The organism is Pseudoxanthomonas sp. UTMC 1351 (assembly GCF_040948865.1).
Taxonomy (GTDB): domain Bacteria; phylum Pseudomonadota; class Gammaproteobacteria; order Xanthomonadales; family Xanthomonadaceae; genus Pseudoxanthomonas_A.
The window spans coordinates 36076-52631 of record NZ_JAVGJT010000033.1 but is presented as its reverse complement, the minus strand read 5'-3'; the positions used below and the strand labels follow the sequence as shown (position 1 = coordinate 52631).

The 16556-nt window shown below is 60.7% G+C and carries 21 protein-coding genes; 4 read left to right on the top strand and 17 right to left on the bottom strand.

The window, feature by feature from the left end; translation table 11 throughout:
- The first annotated feature begins 129 nt into the window (after window positions 1–129).
- From AB6O04_RS18575 to AB6O04_RS18565, 3 genes are all read left to right on the top strand, one after another.
- Complete coding sequence (locus AB6O04_RS18575; RefSeq protein ID WP_368565810.1) at window positions 130–564, top strand: YbjQ family protein; 435 nt, start codon at window positions 130–132, stop codon at window positions 562–564.
- Window positions 565–734: 170 nt separating this feature from the next.
- Window positions 735–926 (top strand): hypothetical protein, encoded by a 192-nt coding sequence (locus AB6O04_RS18570; protein WP_368565807.1) that lies wholly within the window; start codon window positions 735–737, stop codon window positions 924–926.
- 70 nt (window positions 927–996) lie between these two features.
- Window positions 997–1404 carry a DUF4259 domain-containing protein gene (locus tag AB6O04_RS18565; RefSeq protein WP_368565806.1) on the top strand — a complete coding sequence of 136 codons (408 nt, stop codon included), beginning with the start codon at window positions 997–999 and terminating at the stop codon, window positions 1402–1404.
- A gap of 227 nt (window positions 1405–1631) precedes the next feature.
- Here the strand turns inward: AB6O04_RS18565 and lolD are convergent, their stop codons facing one another.
- The 10 genes from lolD to AB6O04_RS18515 all read right to left on the bottom strand — a co-directional run bounded on the left by lolD (window position 1632) and on the right by AB6O04_RS18515 (window position 8506).
- The gene (gene lolD, locus AB6O04_RS18560; RefSeq protein WP_368565804.1) at window positions 1632–2348 is read right to left on the bottom strand and encodes a lipoprotein-releasing ABC transporter ATP-binding protein LolD; all 717 of its coding nucleotides are present in this window, start codon (window positions 2346–2348) and stop codon (window positions 1632–1634) included.
- Between the two features lie 58 nt (window positions 2349–2406).
- Window positions 2407–3654 (bottom strand): lipoprotein-releasing ABC transporter permease subunit, encoded by a 1248-nt coding sequence (locus AB6O04_RS18555; protein WP_368565802.1) that lies wholly within the window; start codon window positions 3652–3654, stop codon window positions 2407–2409.
- A 36-nt stretch (window positions 3655–3690) separates the two neighbouring features.
- Complete coding sequence (locus AB6O04_RS18550; protein ID WP_368565800.1) at window positions 3691–4143, bottom strand: hypothetical protein; 453 nt, start codon at window positions 4141–4143, stop codon at window positions 3691–3693.
- Entirely contained in the window at window positions 4094–4345 is a 252-nt protein-coding gene (locus AB6O04_RS18545; RefSeq protein ID WP_368565799.1) for a succinate dehydrogenase assembly factor 2, read from the bottom strand. Before AB6O04_RS18545 ends, AB6O04_RS18550 begins: the two co-directional genes overlap by 50 nt.
- A complete protein-coding gene (locus tag AB6O04_RS18540) occupies window positions 4342–4770 on the bottom strand; it encodes an MAPEG family protein (RefSeq protein ID WP_368565797.1) in 429 nt (142 codons plus the stop codon). Before AB6O04_RS18540 ends, AB6O04_RS18545 begins: the two co-directional genes overlap by 4 nt.
- A gap of 13 nt (window positions 4771–4783) precedes the next feature.
- Entirely contained in the window at window positions 4784–5566 is a 783-nt protein-coding gene (locus AB6O04_RS18535) for a succinate dehydrogenase iron-sulfur subunit (protein WP_368565795.1), read from the bottom strand.
- 121 nt (window positions 5567–5687) lie between these two features.
- On the bottom strand, window positions 5688–7481 hold the full coding sequence (gene sdhA, locus AB6O04_RS18530) for a succinate dehydrogenase flavoprotein subunit (RefSeq protein ID WP_368565793.1): 1794 nt from the start codon (window positions 7479–7481) through the stop codon (window positions 5688–5690).
- Window positions 7482–7484: 3 nt separating this feature from the next.
- Window positions 7485–7868, bottom strand: a complete 384-nt coding sequence (sdhD, locus tag AB6O04_RS18525; RefSeq protein WP_368565791.1) for a succinate dehydrogenase, hydrophobic membrane anchor protein — start codon at window positions 7866–7868, stop codon at window positions 7485–7487.
- Window positions 7865–8260 (bottom strand): succinate dehydrogenase, cytochrome b556 subunit, encoded by a 396-nt coding sequence (sdhC, locus tag AB6O04_RS18520; protein ID WP_368565789.1) that lies wholly within the window; start codon window positions 8258–8260, stop codon window positions 7865–7867. The genes sdhD and sdhC overlap by 4 nt, the downstream gene beginning before the upstream one ends.
- 57 nt (window positions 8261–8317) lie before the next feature.
- The gene (locus tag AB6O04_RS18515; protein ID WP_368565787.1) at window positions 8318–8506 is read right to left on the bottom strand and encodes a DUF1674 domain-containing protein; all 189 of its coding nucleotides are present in this window, start codon (window positions 8504–8506) and stop codon (window positions 8318–8320) included.
- A 39-nt stretch (window positions 8507–8545) separates the two neighbouring features.
- Between AB6O04_RS18515 and AB6O04_RS18510 the strand changes: the two genes are divergently transcribed.
- Window positions 8546–9409, top strand: coding sequence for a folate-binding protein YgfZ (locus AB6O04_RS18510; protein ID WP_368565785.1), 864 nt, complete (start codon window positions 8546–8548; stop codon window positions 9407–9409).
- A gap of 335 nt (window positions 9410–9744) precedes the next feature.
- Here AB6O04_RS18510 and AB6O04_RS18505 read toward each other — a convergent pair whose 3' ends face one another.
- The 7 genes from AB6O04_RS18505 to AB6O04_RS18475 all read right to left on the bottom strand — a co-directional run bounded on the left by AB6O04_RS18505 (window position 9745) and on the right by AB6O04_RS18475 (window position 16461).
- Window positions 9745–10146 (bottom strand): VOC family protein, encoded by a 402-nt coding sequence (locus AB6O04_RS18505; RefSeq protein WP_368565784.1) that lies wholly within the window; start codon window positions 10144–10146, stop codon window positions 9745–9747.
- A gap of 218 nt (window positions 10147–10364) precedes the next feature.
- Window positions 10365–10919, bottom strand: coding sequence for an NADPH-dependent FMN reductase (locus tag AB6O04_RS18500; protein ID WP_368565783.1), 555 nt, complete (start codon window positions 10917–10919; stop codon window positions 10365–10367).
- A 265-nt stretch (window positions 10920–11184) separates the two neighbouring features.
- Window positions 11185–13452, bottom strand: a complete 2268-nt coding sequence (locus AB6O04_RS18495) for a thiamine pyrophosphate-dependent enzyme (RefSeq protein WP_368565780.1) — start codon at window positions 13450–13452, stop codon at window positions 11185–11187.
- Between the two features lie 93 nt (window positions 13453–13545).
- Window positions 13546–14208, bottom strand: a complete 663-nt coding sequence (locus tag AB6O04_RS18490) for a glutathione S-transferase family protein (RefSeq protein ID WP_368565779.1) — start codon at window positions 14206–14208, stop codon at window positions 13546–13548.
- Window positions 14198–14701 (bottom strand): hypothetical protein, encoded by a 504-nt coding sequence (locus AB6O04_RS18485; RefSeq protein WP_368565778.1) that lies wholly within the window; start codon window positions 14699–14701, stop codon window positions 14198–14200. Before AB6O04_RS18485 ends, AB6O04_RS18490 begins: the two co-directional genes overlap by 11 nt.
- Window positions 14701–15252: a GNAT family N-acetyltransferase gene (locus tag AB6O04_RS18480; protein ID WP_368565777.1), complete on the bottom strand. Its 552-nt coding sequence runs from the start codon at window positions 15250–15252 to the stop codon at window positions 14701–14703. Before AB6O04_RS18480 ends, AB6O04_RS18485 begins: the two co-directional genes overlap by 1 nt.
- Window positions 15253–15297: 45 nt before the next feature.
- The gene (locus tag AB6O04_RS18475; protein WP_368565776.1) at window positions 15298–16461 is read right to left on the bottom strand and encodes an acyl-CoA dehydrogenase family protein; all 1164 of its coding nucleotides are present in this window, start codon (window positions 16459–16461) and stop codon (window positions 15298–15300) included.
- Window positions 16462–16556 lie beyond the last annotated feature (95 nt).

The following is a 16556-nucleotide window of genomic DNA, read 5'->3' as shown; positions in this document are numbered from 1 at the left end:
TGATGCTAAACATCAGTCTGGCTCTTCGAAGCCGTTTGGCGACGCGGGAGGAGTCCATCTCATCATTCAAGCCAGCCACTTCGTGGCTCGGCTTAGTTCAGGCGTTACGCACCTAATTGGGGAATGAACGTGTCTGATCCGTACAACAGCGTATACGCAGCAACCCAGCAAGGCACGTCTGGCCTCAGCGATGCCAGCGTTACCACCACGTTCGAGCTCCCTGGCTGCCGTATTGTCCGAAGCCTTGGTGTTGTACGTGGGATTACCGTTCGCTCACGCTCAATCGTGGGCAATTTTCTCGGCGGTATCCAAACTCTGTTTGGTGGAAACATTACCATCTACACAGAACTGTGTGAGCAGGCGCGCCACGAGACCTATCAAGAAATGCTTCAGCAGGCACGTAGGCTCGGCGCGAACGGCATCATTGGCATGCGCTACGACGCAACCGAGATCATGACGGGGCTCACCGAGGTTCTCTGCTATGGCACTGCAGTCGTCGTTGAGCCGCACGGCGCCCAACAGCTCGTCCAAGCCGACGCCGCTTCGCGGCGCGGCTTAACTTAGGCGTTAGACGGCATTGGGGCGGCGCTTATGGACCGAGAAATAAAGCAATATGCCTGGTGGTACTACTTCTGGTTTCTCGTCGCGCTGGCGGCCATATCGCCATTCTTCGGTCCACTCGACCTGACAGATTGGGCATTCTGGGCCTTCGATCTCATCGGCCTGATTGGCTTGTGGGCGTATCTTCGCCGGTCGCGGCCACTCTTTACTACAGCATCGCCATCTTCGCTGAAGAGAAAGAATTTCTCGCCCTCATCATCGGGGTGAGTGCCGTCGCGCTTGTTGTCAGCTTCCCACTTTTCCTGGCTTTGTGGCGCTATGCTTTCCGCAGTTCAGACGTATGGGGTGGCACGGGTGCCGCCTAGCAATTCGTTCAAGCCGAAGCCGCTTCGCGGGTCGGCTCAGTTCAGGCGTGACACCTACAGGAGCAAGTTCATGGGTTGCTGGGCAATTGGTTCTTTTGGAAATGACAGTGCCGCGGACTGGCTGGGTGATCTCAGAGAAACAAGTGATCTCTCGCTCGTCCGGGAGACTATCGCACGAGTTATTGCTGCAGACGGGTATTTGGACTCACCGGATGCAACTGACGCATTGGCCGCAATTGAGGTTGTAGCGGCCGCACTCGGTCGCCCGACCCCGGAAGCCGAGAGTGAGCCTGAACTTCTGGAGTGGATTGCTCGGGTAAAGCCCTCGCCTGATACCACGCTTATCTCTGATGCCCAGCAAGCAATTGACCGTATTCTTGGCCCAGAGTCCGAGCTTCGAGAGTTGTGGGAGGACACCGAGGATTTCAGTGACTGGCGAGCTGAGGTGACTGGCCTGCGGTCCCAGCTGCAGGGCTGACAATTCATTCAAGCCGAACCCGCATCAGGGCGGCGCCTGAGTGCACGCCCTCGGCTATTTCGCACCCACTGCGGACCGGCTTAATTCACGCGTTAGCGTCCATTGAGCGAGACAATCCATCTTATGTCGCTCCTACAGGATAGCTATGTCGGCACCGTAACGATCATGGTGGCAACAGCCTGTGGGTTCGTGCGCGTAGCCCACGCTATGTCCCGCCAGGAGGTGCTTCACACCTCTTCTGGCGACAACTCCCGCAGCTTGCCTTCATGCAGTTCCAGCACGCGATCCAGACGCCTTGCAAGCCGCCGGTCGTGGGTAACCAGAACCAAACTGGTTTTCTGCGCGCGGTTGAGTTCGAGCATTAGCGCGAACACGGTGGCGGCGGTTTTTTCGTCCAGGTTGCCGGTGGGCTCGTCGCCCAATACGCACGCCGGCTGATTGACCAGGGCGCGCGCCACGGCGGCGCGTTGGCGCTCGCCGCCGGAGAGTTCGCCCGGCTTATGCGCAATGCGGTGGCCAAGGCCTACCTGCCCCAGCAGTGTCTCAGCACGCTTAGCAGCGGTGGCCGCATCGACGCCGCCCAGCATCACCGGCATCATCACATTCTCCAGGGCGGTGAACTCGGGCAGCAGATGATGGAACTGATAGACGAATCCCAGCGAACCGTTGCGCAATTGGCCACGCGCCGAGTCGGACAACGCCGACATCTTCTGGCCGGCCACATAGACTTCGCCCGCTGTCGGTGTATCCAGTCCGCCCAGGAGATGCAGTAGCGTGCTCTTGCCGGCGCCGGACGCACCGACGATGGCAACTGTTTCGCCAGCTGCCACCGACAGTTCCAAGCCGTCGAAGACCGGCGTACGCATCTTGCCTTCCGCGTACGTCTTGCCTAGTCCTTCGGCACGGATCACGTCATTGCCACCGGCAACTGTGGGCTTTTGCACTTCCGTCTCCTCTTTCCCGGCTTTCAACAGCCCAATGGCTGGTCTTCCCGTTTCCCGGCTACTCATAACGCAGCGCCTCCGCTGGCGCGGTGCGCGCCGCTCGCCAAGCCGGATACAACGTGGCCAGGAAGCTCATGGTCAGGGCCACCAGGGCGATCATCACCACGTCACTGCTTTGCAGGTCGTACGGCAGGCCAGTGATGTAGTAGACGTCGGACGGTAACAGGGTGATGTTGAAGGCGGTTTCGATGGCGCCCAGGATGCGTTCCAGATTCATCGTCAGGGAGATGCCGCCGATCACACCCAATACCGTTCCGATGATGCCGATCAGCGAACCCTGCACCATGAACACCTGCATCACGCCGCGCGGTGTCAGCCCCAGCGTGCGAAGGATGGCGATGTCGGCCTGTTTGTCGGTCACCAGCATGACCTGGGATGACACCAGGTTGAACGCGCCCATCGCGATGATCAGCGACAGCAGAATGCCCATCACCGTCTTTTCCATCTTTAGCGAATGGTAGAGGTTGGCGTTTTCGCTGGTCCAGTCGCTGATGCGGTACGGCCCTTTCAGATCAACGGCAAGGTCACGCGCCACGTTCCAGGATTGATCCATATCGTGCAGTTTCAGCCGCACGCCGGTGACGCCCTCGCCCATCCTCAGCACGCGCTGCAGGTCGCCCATATGGACGATGGCCAGATTCCGATCGATATCGTTGTGGCCTACCGCGAATATGCCGGTCACGTTGAAGCGCTTGATCCGCGGCGAAGAACTCATGGCCGAGTGTTGCAAGGCCGTGGTGGTCACCAGCACGGTGTCGCCAATGTCCACGCGTAGCCACGCTGCCAACTCCTGGCCGAGCAAGATACTGAATGCGCCAGGTTGCAGCGAGTCCATCCGCCCCTTTTTCATCTTGTCCGCCAATACCGAGACTTTGGGTTCTTCGGAAGGCAGCACACCGCGCACCATGGCGCCCTGCGGATCGGCGTTGCCGCTCAGCATGGCCTGCACGTCGATGAAAGGTGCCGCGCCGGCCACGCGGGGATCCTTCATCGCCATGTCGACGGCGTGGGGCCAGTCGTGCATGTCCTCGCCCGCGCCGCTGACCGTCGCATGGGCAGTCATCTGCAACAGGCGGTCGCGGATTTCGCGCTGGAAGCCGCTCATCACCGACAAGGTGGTGATCAGCACGGTCACACCCAGGGCGATACCGAGAATGGAGGCTAGCGAGATGAAGGAGATAAAGCCGTTGCGGCGCTTGGCGCGCAGATAGCGCAAGCCAATGGAAACGGGAATAGGTTTGAACATTAGGGCCTGGCGGCGTTGGCGCGAAGGAGCACGAGGCTATGGTGCCATCCCGGACCGGTGGCGCGAAGCATCTTGAAGGCCCGCGGCCAGACGCAGTTCACGTCGGCGTTCCGGTGGCAGGGTGTCGGGCCACCAGGACAGCCGCCGGCGGCTGCCGCCCGGCTCTCGCCAAGTTACGAACGCGAGAGGGCCGCGCCATTGCACCGTCACGCTCTCAACGGCAACACCGTCGACCTGGACGGGGCTGTCGTTGCCGGGGAAAACCAGGTTCCTGACAGGCTTGCGTCGTTCCCGGCGAATCAACCAGAAGGTATAAGCCAGCACTCCCGCGACCAGGGGCCAGGCGGCCCAGCGTGGCATTTCCGATAACAGCACCGACCAGGGTGCCAACAGGCCAAGCAGAGCAAGCGTGCCTTGCAGCCAACGCGAGGGACGCCACTCAAGGCGGCAGCTGACGGATCCGCTGGATAAGCGATGCGAGCGCGACATCGGGACAATGCTCATAGCCCATGAACCAGCGCCAGAGCTTATCGTCCTCGCAGTCGAGCAACTGTAGGAAAACCCCGCGCTCTTCGTCGGAAGAATGCGGCCAGCGTTGCGCCAGATAGCGTTCGAACAGTTGGTCGAGCTCGCGCATACCGCGGCGGCAACGCCAGCGGATGCGTTTGAGTTCGACTTCCTCGGTGCTCATGCCTGCCATATTCTCCAGGCAAGCAGCGCCCAGAATATCCACAACGAGAATGTCGCCAGCAGGTAAGTGACAAACCGGCTCATGACATGATTGAACGTGCAGTGGATCAGGCTATGCGCCGCGCGCAACACCACGAACGACCAGGCCAGTGCCAGCATTGTGCTGCTCACCGAGCTTACCTGTGCGGCCAGTATCGTGCCGGCATAGAACAGTACCGGCAGTTCGAACAAATTGCGGAAATTGTCAGAAGCCCGTGTGTCGCTCAGCTTCGCCGCCACGTCAGCGGAATTGGCCAGCGCTTGCGCCGGAATACGCCGGCGCCTCATTTCGCCGAGCCGGACGTAGTAAAGACGGCACCAGACAAGAAAAGTCAGTGCCGCCATTGCCACTGCCGGCCAAAGCCACACAGTGGTGTTTGCGTTCATAGCGGTTCCGTTTTCAGGCGCGACGCGCCAGCATGAGCTTCTTGATCTCGGCGATCGCCAGCGCCGGGTTCAAGCCCTTCGGGCAGGTGCGCGCGCAGTTCATGATGGTGTGGCACCGGTAGAGCTTGAATGGGTCTTCCAGATCGTCCAGGCGCGCACCGGTGTCTTCGTCGCGCGAGTCGACGATCCAGCGATAAGCCTGCAACAGGATTGCCGGGCCCAGGTAGCGTTCGCCGTTCCACCAATAACTGGGGCAGGAGGTAGAGCAACAGGCACACAGGATGCACTCGTACAAGCCGTCAAGCTGCTTGCGGTCTTCCGGCGACTGCAGGCGTTCGCGATCCGGCGGGGCTGGCGTCTGCGTGCGGATCCAGGGCTTGATCGATGCGTACTGCGCATAGAAGTGTGTCAGGTCCGGCACCAGATCCTTGACCACGCTCATGTGCGGCAGTGGATAGACCGGCACTTCCGCCTTCTTGCAGTCGCTGATGGCGCGAGTGCAGGCCAGCGTGTTGGTGCCATCGATGTTCATCGCGCACGAGCCGCAAATGCCCTCGCGGCAGGAGCGACGGAAAGTCAGCGTGGGATCGATCTCGTTCTTGATCTTGATCAGCGCGTCCAGGACCATCGGACCGCAAGCGGCCAGATCCACCTCGTAGGTGTCCACGCGCGGGTTCTGTCCGTCGTCCGGGTTCCAGCGATAGACCTTGAAGGTACGCGGCTGCTTGGCGTCCTTGGCGGGAAAATGCTTGCCCTTGCCGATCTTGGAATTTTTCGGGAGTGCGAATTCGGCCATTGCTTGTGTCCGTAAAGCGGGAACGGGGAAAAGGGAACAGGGAATGAAGGTCTAGTGGACTAAGGAGAACTCATGAAAGCGTCACTCCCCGTTCCCTTTTCCCTGTTCCCGCTCCTGCTTCTTAATAAACGCGCGGCTTCGGCGGCACCACATCCACGTCCTTACTCAACGTGTACATGTGCACCGGGCGGTAGTCGAAGCTGCATTTGCCCTGCTCGTCCACGTTGACCAAGGTGTGCTTGTGCCAGTTGACGTCGTCGCGATCGGGGAAGTCCTCGTGCGCGTGCGCGCCGCGGCTTTCGTGGCGCTGTTCGGCCGAGTTGATCGTGGCTACCGCATTGAGCAACAAATTGTGCAGCTCGTAGGTTTCGATCAGGTCCGAATTCCAGACCAGCGAACGGTCGGACACCTTGACGTTCTCGAACGAATTGAAGATGTCAGCCATCTTCTCGCAGCCTTCCTTCAGCGTCTTGCTGGTGCGGAACACCGCGGCGTCGCTTTGCATGGTGCGCTGCATGCGGTCGCGGATAACGGCGGTCGGCGTGTCGCCATTGGCATTGCGCAGCTTGTCCAGGTGTGCCAGCGCCTTGTCGCAGCTGTCCGAAGGCAACGGCTTGTGCGGCGCATTGGTCTTGATGGTCTCGGCGCAGCGATTGGCCACCGCGCGGCCGAACACCACCAAGTCGAGCAGCGAATTGGAGCCCAGCCGGTTGGCGCCATGCACCGACACGCAGGCGGCCTCGCCGATGGCGTACAGGCCGGGCACCACCGAATCCGGGTTGTCACCGACCTTGCGCACCACTTCGCCGTGGTAATTGGTCGGGATACCGCCCATGTTGTAGTGCACGGTGGGAATGACCGGGATCGGCTGCTTGGTGACGTCCACACCAGCGAAGATGTGAGCGCTTTCGGCGATGCCGGGCAGCTTTTCGTTGATCACTTCCGGGCCAAGGTGGGTCAGGTCGAGCAGGATATGGTCCTTGTGCTCGCCGACGCCGCGGCCTTCGCGGATTTCGATGGTCATCGAACGCGACACAACGTCACGCGATGCCAAATCCTTGTAGTGCGGCGCGTAGCGTTCCATGAAACGCTCGCCGCTGCTGTTGCGCAGGATTCCGCCCTCGCCTCGCACGCCTTCGGTGATCAGGCAGCCGGCGCCGTAGATGCCGGTGGGATGGAACTGCACGAATTCCATGTCCTGCATCGGCAAGCCCGCACGCAGCGCCAAGCCACCGCCGTCGCCGGTGCAGGTATGCGCCGAGGTGGCGCTGAAGTAGGCGCGGCCGTAGCCGCCGGTAGCCAGCACCACGCCATGGGCGCGGAACAGGTGCAGCGAGCCTTCCGCCATATCCAGGGCCAGCACCCCGCGGCAGACGCCTTCTTCGTCGAAGATCAGGTCCAGTGCGAAATATTCGACCATGAAGCGCGCATCGTGTTTCAGCGACTGCTGGTACAGCGTATGCAGCATCGCGTGGCCGGTGCGGTCGGCGGCGGCGCAGGTGCGTTGCGCTGGTGGACCTTCGCCGTAACGCGTTGTCATGCCGCCGAACGGACGCTGGTAGATCTTGCCTTCATCGGTACGGCTGAACGGAACGCCGTAGTGTTCCAGCTCAATGATCGCCGGGATCGCCTCGCGGCACATGTATTCGATGGCGTCCTGGTCGCCCAGCCAATCCGAACCTTTGATGGTGTCGTAGAAGTGGTAGCGCCAGTCGTCTTCGCCCATGTTGCCCAGCGCGGCGGAAATACCGCCCTGCGCCGCGACGGTGTGCGAACGGGTCGGGAATACCTTGGTCAGACAGACCGTCTGCAAACCTTTGGCAGCCAGGCCAAAGGTGGCGCGCAGTCCGGCGCCACCGGCGCCGACCACCACCATGTCGTACTTGTGTTCGGTGATCTTGTAAGCAGATGTCATGAATCAGTTCCCCAACGCGATGCGGACCACGGCGAATACGCTGGCCAGCGCGCCAAGGATGCAGATGAAACGCACCACGATCTGCCAGGTCATTGCCCAGCCGTGGCTGTGTACGTAGTCCTCGATGATTACCTGCATGCCCAATTGCGCATGCCAGAAGGTAGACACCAGGAAAGCCACCATCAGCACCGCATTCCATGGCTTGGCCACGGCGGCGGTGGCGTTCACGTAGTCCGCGCCGACCAAGCCGATCACGAAGTACAAGAACCAGCACGACAAAAAGATCAAGGCGATGGCCGTCAGGCGCTGCACTGTGAAATGGCCGACGCCTTCCTTGGCCGAGCCCAGGCCGCTCGCGTTCTTCAGCGGGGTGCGATAGCGATTCATGCCAGGCCTCCGCGCATAACGACCAATACCCACAAGGCGGCGGTCAACAGCAAGCTGCCAATGGCAGCGATCCAGCTATTACGCACGAACGCGGCAATGCTGTAGCCGTAACCCGCATCCTGCAGCAGATGGCGGATGCCATTGATCAAGTGAAATATGAAAGACCATGCCCAGGCGAGCAGAAACAACTGGCCCAACCAGGAACCGGACAGGCTCTTGTAGCGGTTCCAGGACTCAGGGCCGGCGACCAGGGACAGCATCCCGGCGGCGATCAGCAAGGAACCAAAAGTCAGGAAGATACCGGTGCCTCGATGCAGGATCGAGGTCACCATCTGGATCTGCCAACGGTACACCTGCAGGTGCGGTGAAAGCGGACGTTCTGGGGTCGCCATTCGCTGCGCTCGTTATCTCGGCTGGGCGGTCGCTAGACCGCGTTGGCTAAATGCTGATCAAAAATCGATGCAGCGTCCGTTTTTTTCCCAATCCCCATAACGCGTGGGCTCCAGCCCGCCGCGCCCGCCTATCTCCTTATGCGCCGTCTCCGTCCCTTCGGACGGCTCGCTGGTCGGCAACCGCCCGCTATCGGACGACTGTGTTCCAGCATCGGGCTCGGGGATGGGAGGGCTTTGGCCTATCATGGGGATCTCGCAACGCACAAAATTTTAATCCTCGCCCCCTTGGCTGACAACCATTCCCCTACCAAGCAAGCATTTTCCGCGGTCCCGGACTACGCGGCCGTGGCGCTGGATGGCGTCGACGCGACTGCTTTCGCCCACGCCCAGTTCGCCAATGACGTGGTGGAATTGACGCCGGGCCACTGGCATTGGAACGCCTGGCTAACCCCCAAAGGCCGTGTGATAGCAGTGTTTGCGCTATTGAAGCTGGTCGAAGACCGTCTTCTGCTGGTGTTGCTGGATCACCCTGCCGACGAGTTCGTCGCCCAACTGCGGCGCTTCGTCTTCCGACGAAAGTTGAAGATAGAGACACTGACCGATTGGCATGTGGCTGGCGCGCTCAGCGAACCGGAAAACGCCTCCGGTGCGCAAATTGCGCAGAAGGAAGGTGAGATCGAATTGGATTTCGGCGGGCATGGAGGGCCGCGCAGCCTGCGCATCGCACTGAATCGCGCAACGCTCGAACCGGAGGCGACACAGGAATGGACCGCCTACGATCTTCGCCATGGCCTGCCCCGCCTTTCACCTGCGCAGCGCGAGCAATGGACGCCACAACAGTTGTCTCTGGACAGGCTGCAGGCTTATAGCGTCAAGAAAGGCTGCTATCCCGGCCAGGAAATCGTCGCACGCACGCATTTCCTGGGTAAAGCCAAGCGCGGATTGGCGTTGTTTGAGGCCGAAGGCGTAGTGGAACCTGGCACATCCGTCAGTGACGGCAGTCGTGATATCGGCGAAATTGTCAGTACGCTGCCAGGTGACGGCACATTGGCGCTGGCGGTGCTGCCGTTGGATCGTCAGCCGGGTGGTTTGAGCGCCGGCACCATTTCGCTACGGGAAGTGCCGCTGCAAGATGGTTTGGCGCGCTGAGTGATAGCTTGTAGAGCCGAGCTTGCTCGGCTTCGGCACGTTGTCGGCCTCTATCCGAAGAGCAGCGGAGCGGGCTCCGCTCTACTAGAAGCGCGCCCCGCCCTGACGTAGAGCCAAGCTTGCACACCTGCTTTTCGTCCACAGCCCCAGATTGAAGAACAGCCGAGCAAGCCCCGCTCCTCATCGGTTCATTAGTGTCTGTCACGATGCAAGCACAGCTTCCCTTGTGGGAGTGGTGCCGGCATGCCGGCACCGGTGAGTCGCGACCGGAAGTATCAACGTCGCGACTCACGTCGCTCCCACAAGGGTACATCTCGGTACCGGAATGACTTTGGTTACTTCACTGGCCCGCCTATCGACCAGACGTGGCCGAACGGATCTTTGATCTGGCCGTAGCGCATACCCCAGAACTGGTTGTCCAAAGGCATGAGCACGGTGGCGCCGGCCTTGGTCGCCCGCTCCCATGCGGCGTCGGCGTCCGCAACATCCAGATGAAGCGTGCAGCTGGCACCTCCTAGCCGCGCAGGTGCTTTCGCGCCCTGATCGCCGTACTCGGGGAAGTCATCGTGCAGAAACAGCGCACCGGCTCCCAGCGTCATATGCACGTGCATCAGCCGCTTGCCATCGTCGGCGGGGTGCTTCGCTTCAAGCGTTGCACCAAAAGCCTTCTCATAGAAAACGATCGCTGCTTCCGCATCATTGACGACCAGATGAGGAGTGAGTGTGGGACTGTTCATAGATATCTCACCATCGCAAAGTTCGTATGCATCAGATTAACGGCGCTGTTTCATCCCAAGTGCGGAGAGGGATCTGCTACGAGTAAGAAGCATATCCCTGGCTGCATTTGGAACCGCGTGGAAAATTATCTGGCTCTCTTCATGATTAGCCCTACCCTTCTTCGATACCGCGGACGAGATCGCGACTCACGTCGCTCCTACAAAAGTCGAGTTTTTCTTCATGCTTGATGCTGCTTTACCCAGGCCGCATATTTGTCCGCGAATCCTTGAAGGAACTTCTGCGTGCCTTCGCTGCCGATATTGCCTTCGTCGTCGATCAATCCTTCTTTGAAGTGTACGTAGACCTCCGGCTGTCCCAGCAAGGGTACGTCGAGATACATCAGGACGTTACGCAGATGTTGCTGCGCCATGCTGGTACCGGTGGCTCCTATCGAAATGCCAATGGTCGCACCGGGCTTCCCGGCGAAGGAATTGGTGCCCCAAGGCCGCGAGGCGATGTCCACCGCGTTCTTCAGTACACCCGGGATGGAGCGGTTGTATTCGGGAGTGACGAACAGCAGCGCGTTGGCCGACTCGATCTGCCGCTTCAGTTGTGTGCACACCGCCGGGTAGCCTTCGTCGAAATCCTGGTTGTAGAGCGGCAAATGATCGATGCGAACGTAGTCGAATTCGAAATCGTCCGGCATTAGCTTTTCGACCGCCTTGGCCAGTTTTCGATTGAACGACGCCTTGCGCAGGCTGCCGACAAACACCGCGACCTTGAGCTTGGCCATGGAATGCTCCCGTGGAATGTCCGTACAGCCTATGCCGGGCACCTGTAAGCGGGGTGTCAATTTCGTTGGGAATTCCGTCCTACAGCTCTGTAGGAGCGGCGTCCCGCCGCGAGCTTTTCTTGTCAGATCGCGGCAGAAGCTAAAAGCAGTTAAAGCCTGACTGTTCGCCGCACGGGCGCGCTGCGGCGCGTTCTAGATCGCGCGCGCTGAGCAGCTATCGTGGCGCGCTCGCGGCGGGACGCCGCTCCTACCTATCTTGCCGAAATCAGTGGCTCGCCAGCCTCGCCGCGGCCGCCACGATGTCCTCATCTCCCGGCAACACCAGGAATGCTGCGCCTGCCAGCGGTGTGTAGGTGTCCACGCCGACGACCCGCTCCAACGGTTTGGCACCTAGCCCCGCTTCCACGACGGCGGTAATGACGCCTTCTCCGACACCGGCCGAATGACGACCTTCGTCGACGATCAAGATGCGTTCGGCCGATCCAGCCTGCTCGGCGATGAAGGCTTCGTTGAGCGGCACCAACCAGCGCAGATCGACCACTCGCACTTTCCAGCCATGCTGGGCTTCGATACGGCGTGCGGCACGCAGGCTCATCGGGATGCCGTTGCCATAGCTGAAGATGACAAGATCGCCAGCGTCTTCATCGTACACGCGCCCCTCGCCCAACACGATGGCTTCTTCCTGAGGTGGATAAGGAAACAGCCATTGGCTATCGCCGGCTTCGTACAAGTCCTTGGTCATGTACAACGCGATGGGCTCCAGAAAGACGCTCACGCGACCGTCTACCTTTGCCAACGCGGTCAAGGTGCGCAACATCATGGCAGCGTCGTCGCCACGCGAAGCGCAGCCCATTAGCAGGCCAGGAATATCGCGCAACGCAGCGATCGAATTGTCGTTGTGAAAGTGTCCGCCAAAACCTCGTTGGTACCCCAGGCCAGCAATGCGCACCACCATGGGATTGCGATATTGGTCATTACTGAAGAACTGTAATGATGCGGCTTCGCCACGGATCTGGTCGCATGCGTTGTGGAAGTACGCCAGGTACTGGATTTCCGGTATCGGAAGCATCCCCATGTTCGCGTAGCCCTGTGCCAGGCCAAGGATCATGGTTTCGTCCAGCAATGTGTTGAACACCCGGCTGTTCTTGAAAGATTTGTGCAGCCCTTTGGTGACCGTATACACCCCACCCTTCTGCGCCACGTCCTCGCCAAACAACAGTGCCTCGGAATATTTGCAGAACAGATCGTGCAGTGCGTTGTTGATCTGGATAGCCAAATGGCGGTGCGGCAGTCTCTCCGGCAGCTTGTCTTCACTACCGAATACCGCAATGCGCTTGTCCTGCGGTGCGGCACGGGATGCTTCGGCCGCCACGGCATCTGGCGTGTAGGGGGCCAGCGGCGCGACTACCGCTTCCAGCATGGTGATCTTCGGCCGACGGTCTGCTTCTTCGGCAGCGGCGAAGCAACGCTTGCGCGTGCTTTCGTAGAGGTCCAGCAACGCCTGCTTCGACATCAATCCCGATTGCAGCGCGATGGCCGCCGAGCGCAGCAGCGGATCGGTCGCTTCCACGGCGCATAGCTCTTCGATGGGCCGCCACTCGATTTCGAAGTCGGTGCCGGCGTGCCCCATGATACGGGTGGTGCGCAGGTGCAGGAAGGTCGGTCGGCGACTGCGGCGGCAATGCTCCACGGCGGCTTGAACTTGGCCGTAACCTTCCGCCAGATCCAGGCCATCGGCATAGAAGTAATCCAGATCGGCGCGACCGGAAAAATTGCGCTCGATCCAACCACCCGGCGTCTTCACAGAAATGCCGATGCCGTTGTCTTCGCAAACGAACAATACCGGTGCCGGCAGTTTCTGATAAGCCGTCCAGGCGGCGGCGTTGAAGGCTGTTTGCGCAGTGGCGTGATTGCTGGAAGCATCGCCGAACGAACAGATGGCGATACTGTCATCCGGAATCGGCAACGCGTGGCCAATGCGTTTCGCCTGCTCGATAGCGACGGCCGTGCCCAAAGCCTTAGGCAGATGCGACGCGATGGTCGAGGTTTGAGGCAGCACCCAAAGCGGCTTGCTGCCCCAGACTTTGTGGCGACCGCCGGAAGCGGGGTCTTCCGCGCTAGCCGCGAACGACAGCGCCGAGTCCATCACCGGATCCATGCCAGGCAGCTTGCGGAAGCGCTCGGCCATGAAGCCGCCGCTGCGGTAATGCAGGAATGCCGGATCAGTGTGGCGGGTCAACCGCGCGACCATGGCGTTGCCTTCATGGCCAGAACTGCCGATGGTGTAGAAGACCTTGTTCTGCACGCGCAATACCCGCGCCATCAGGTCAAGGTGGCGGGAGATCAGCTGCGATTCCAGCAGTTCCGAAAAGCCATGTGCATCCAGCGCACTGCCGTCGAGGATTGACTCGTTGGGGGCTGGCTTGGCGTCCGCCCGCCCGTCCCATTCCTTCACGAACTCGATGAAGTTCTGGTCACAGATTTCGGCGCGGTTGAGGCCCTTCATGCGGGCGGGAATCGGTTTGGCGGTCATGCGGCTTCCGTAAGTCAGGCCTACGCGCCCGACGGATTTTCTTCGCGCCCCCGGCAGTGCGGGCGTCGGGAGCGTAGCCCCGACTACGCTTGATCAAGAGGCGGCCAAGCGCGCGGCAACATCGTCGCTGACGCTTGGCATGTGAACAAAACCCGGTGTGGCAAACACGCGCGACAGCCAATTGGTAATTTGAGGAAACTTGCCCAGGTCGAAGCCACCATCTTCAGCGCAGTGGGTGTAAGCGTATAGCGCGATGTCGGCGACGCCGTAGTCGGCCCCGGTAAACCAATCCTTCGATTGCAGATGCTTCTCCATCACCGCCAATGCCTGTTCACCGCGCTCGATCAAGCGCGGCAGATCGGCTCTACGCGGGGAATCCAGCGGCGCCCAGCCGCGGATGAAACGCGCTACCGCCACGTAGGGCTCATGGCTGTACTGCTCAAAGAACAACCAGCTCAGCGCTTGCGCCCGCTGCCACTCATCCGCGGGAAGAAAACTCCCTTTTGGATCGAAGCTATCGGCCAGCCAGCACAGAATGGCGTTGGATTCGGCCAGCAAGCTGCCGTCGGCGCGTTCGATCATGGGCACCCTGCCGTTCGGATTCTTGGCCAGGTACTCCGGCGTGCGCGTGGCGCCATTCGGGCTGTCCACCTCGATCCATTGGTACGGGATCTGCAGTTGCTCCAACAGCAGGCGCACCTTGTGGCAATTGCCGGAAACCGAAAAGCCATAAACCGTCAGCGTCTCAACCGACATTCGCGTGCTCCGTTTCGATATGAGAGGAAATCAGATCGGCCTTGGCCAGATCCTTGTCGCGACCGAGCAGGCGTAGAACAAGGATCTGTTCCTGCCAGGTACCGATGGGCACTACATACCCGTCGCACCACACACTTTGTGTGGCTTCGATGCGAACGGGCTGCCAACTTCCGCCGGCAAGTACTTGCAGATTGCCCATCACTTCCAGCGGCACAGGCAAGTGACGGAATCGCGCGAAACGGGAACGGAAGCGATCACCGTCATGTGGCCCGTGGGCGATATCGAGGTGATCCTGCCAGGCGGCAATCAAGCGCCCGGCGTCGCCGGCACTACACAGCACATCGACATCGGCCGGCTCGACGTTGGCAACGCCACCCAGCCGCATCGCCGCACTGCCAATGATCCACCAAGGATCACGGAATACCTGCGCCATCACGGGCAACGCGAACTTCAAGGTGGCAGTCAGCTGCGGAGAGATGGCGTCGATAGACATTACGCTTTCGTGGCGCGCCGCGAGCGCCAAGCATCGCGACTTTGTCCCCAGACCTCCACCGGCTTGCCGTGGTGTGGCTCCGGTAGTTCGTCCATGCGCAGATAGCGTGATCCCAGTTTGGCCGCGACCGCTTTGGAGTTGCGGTTCTCAGGATCGATGGTGTGGATCACTTCGCTCCAGTCCAGATGGTCGAAGGCCCAGTCGATGCTGGCCGTCGCGGCCTCCGGCCCGTAACCCCTGCCCCAGGCAGAACGCACGATGCTCCAGCCAACCTCAGTGCCCGGCCAGCCTTCCGGCTGCCAGGGTCCGACACGACCGATCCAGCGTGCGGTGGTTTTTTCAATCACCGAGAACATCGCGAACCCCTGCAGCTGCCAACTGCCAGCCATCGCTGCCAAGCTGCGCCACGCCGGCGAACGCGCCTGCACGCCACCGATGTAGCGCATCGCTTCTTCGTCCGCCACGAATGCCGCCCACGGCTCGTAGTCCTCGCGCACCGGCGGGCGCAGGATCAGTCGTTCGGTTTCCAATTGCAGATTGAAGATGCTCATAGGTCCTCATTCCTCTCCTCCCCGTCGGGAGAAGAAAGATCAGAATCAGAACGCGCTGATGCCTGTCAGTTCGCGGCCGATCACCAGTTGGTGCACGGTCTCGGTACCCTCGTAGGTGATCACCGATTCCAGGTTCAACGCGTGGCGAATGGCAGCGTGTTCGGTAGTGATGCCCGCGCCGCCCAGCAGGTCCCGGCACTCGCGGGCGATGTCGATGGCCATGCGGCAGTTGTTCCACTTGGCCAGTGACACCTGCGATGGCTGCATGGTGCCTGCGTCTTTCAACCGCCCCAGCTGCAGCGACAACAGTTGCGCCAGGGTGATGCGGCGCGCCATCTCGGCCAGCTTGATCTGCGCGCTTTGGGTGGCCGCGACCGGGCGTTCGAACAGGATGCGTTCTTTGGAATAATTCAGCGCTTCGTCCAGGCAGGCGATCGCGGCGCCGATCGGCCCCCAGGTGATGCCGTAGCGGGCCTGGGTCAGGCAACCCAGCGGACCCTTGAGGCCTTTTACGTTCGGCAGGCGGTTGGCATCCGGCACGCGCACGTTGTCGAAGAACAGTGAAGACGTCACCGACGCACGCAGGCTCATCTTGTGTTTGATTTCCTGCGCGGTGAAACCGCGCATGCCGTTTTCCAACACGAAACCCTGGATGCCTTCGTCGGTCTGCGCCCAGACGATGGCAATATCGGCCAGATTTCCGTTAGTGATCCACATCTTGGAACCATTGATGACCCAGTCGCCGCCGTCACGCACCGCACGCGTCTTCATGTTGGCTGGATCCGAGCCGCCGTGCGGCTCAGTCAGACCGAAGCAGCCGATGACCTTGCCGGCTGCCATGTCGGGCAGCCAGCGCTGGCGTTGTTCTTCGCTGCCGTAGGCGTAGATGGGATACATGCACAGCGAGGACTGCACGCTGACAAAACTGCGAATACCGCTGTCGCCGCGTTCCAACTCCTGGCAGATCAAACCATAGCTGACGGCGTTGAGGCCATGTCCGCCGTATTGCTCCGGCAGCGAGGAACCCAGCAGGCCCAGTTCGGCGATCTCCGACACCAGTTCTTTCGGAAACCGGCCTTGGTCGAAAGCATCGCCAATGATCGGGCGCACGCGTTCATCGGTGAAGCGGGCCACGGTGTCCTGCACCGCACGCTCCTCTTCGGACAGCAGGGAACGGACGTCAAACAGATCGTACGGATGCAAAGCCATGCTGGAGGAACCGGTTCAGGACAGTCTCACATTGTATTCGGCGCCCCGCACGGGCCGTAACCCCCGCCGCTGCAAATAGCAGAAACAACAAGGCC

Coding starts and splice junctions, on each gene's coding strand:
- AB6O04_RS18565 (WP_368565806.1), top strand. CDS start 997: ATGGGTTGCTGGGCAATTGGTTCTTTTGGAAATGACAGTGCCGCGGAC.
- AB6O04_RS18555 (WP_368565802.1), bottom strand. CDS start 3,654: ATGTTCAAACCTATTCCCGTTTCCATTGGCTTGCGCTATCTGCGCGCC.
- AB6O04_RS18550 (WP_368565800.1), bottom strand. CDS start 4,143: ATGTCGCGCTCGCATCGCTTATCCAGCGGATCCGTCAGCTGCCGCCTT.
- AB6O04_RS18545 (WP_368565799.1), bottom strand. CDS start 4,345: ATGAGCACCGAGGAAGTCGAACTCAAACGCATCCGCTGGCGTTGCCGC.
- AB6O04_RS18540 (WP_368565797.1), bottom strand. CDS start 4,770: ATGAACGCAAACACCACTGTGTGGCTTTGGCCGGCAGTGGCAATGGCG.
- AB6O04_RS18535 (WP_368565795.1), bottom strand. CDS start 5,566: ATGGCCGAATTCGCACTCCCGAAAAATTCCAAGATCGGCAAGGGCAAG.
- sdhA (WP_368565793.1), bottom strand. CDS start 7,481: ATGACATCTGCTTACAAGATCACCGAACACAAGTACGACATGGTGGTG.
- sdhD (WP_368565791.1), bottom strand. CDS start 7,868: ATGAATCGCTATCGCACCCCGCTGAAGAACGCGAGCGGCCTGGGCTCG.
- sdhC (WP_368565789.1), bottom strand. CDS start 8,260: ATGGCGACCCCAGAACGTCCGCTTTCACCGCACCTGCAGGTGTACCGT.
- AB6O04_RS18515 (WP_368565787.1), bottom strand. CDS start 8,506: ATGATAGGCCAAAGCCCTCCCATCCCCGAGCCCGATGCTGGAACACAG.
- AB6O04_RS18505 (WP_368565784.1), bottom strand. CDS start 10,146: ATGAACAGTCCCACACTCACTCCTCATCTGGTCGTCAATGATGCGGAA.
- AB6O04_RS18500 (WP_368565783.1), bottom strand. CDS start 10,919: ATGGCCAAGCTCAAGGTCGCGGTGTTTGTCGGCAGCCTGCGCAAGGCG.
- AB6O04_RS18495 (WP_368565780.1), bottom strand. CDS start 13,452: ATGACCGCCAAACCGATTCCCGCCCGCATGAAGGGCCTCAACCGCGCC.
- AB6O04_RS18490 (WP_368565779.1), bottom strand. CDS start 14,208: ATGTCGGTTGAGACGCTGACGGTTTATGGCTTTTCGGTTTCCGGCAAT.
- AB6O04_RS18485 (WP_368565778.1), bottom strand. CDS start 14,701: ATGTCTATCGACGCCATCTCTCCGCAGCTGACTGCCACCTTGAAGTTC.
- AB6O04_RS18480 (WP_368565777.1), bottom strand. CDS start 15,252: ATGAGCATCTTCAATCTGCAATTGGAAACCGAACGACTGATCCTGCGC.
- AB6O04_RS18475 (WP_368565776.1), bottom strand. CDS start 16,461: ATGGCTTTGCATCCGTACGATCTGTTTGACGTCCGTTCCCTGCTGTCC.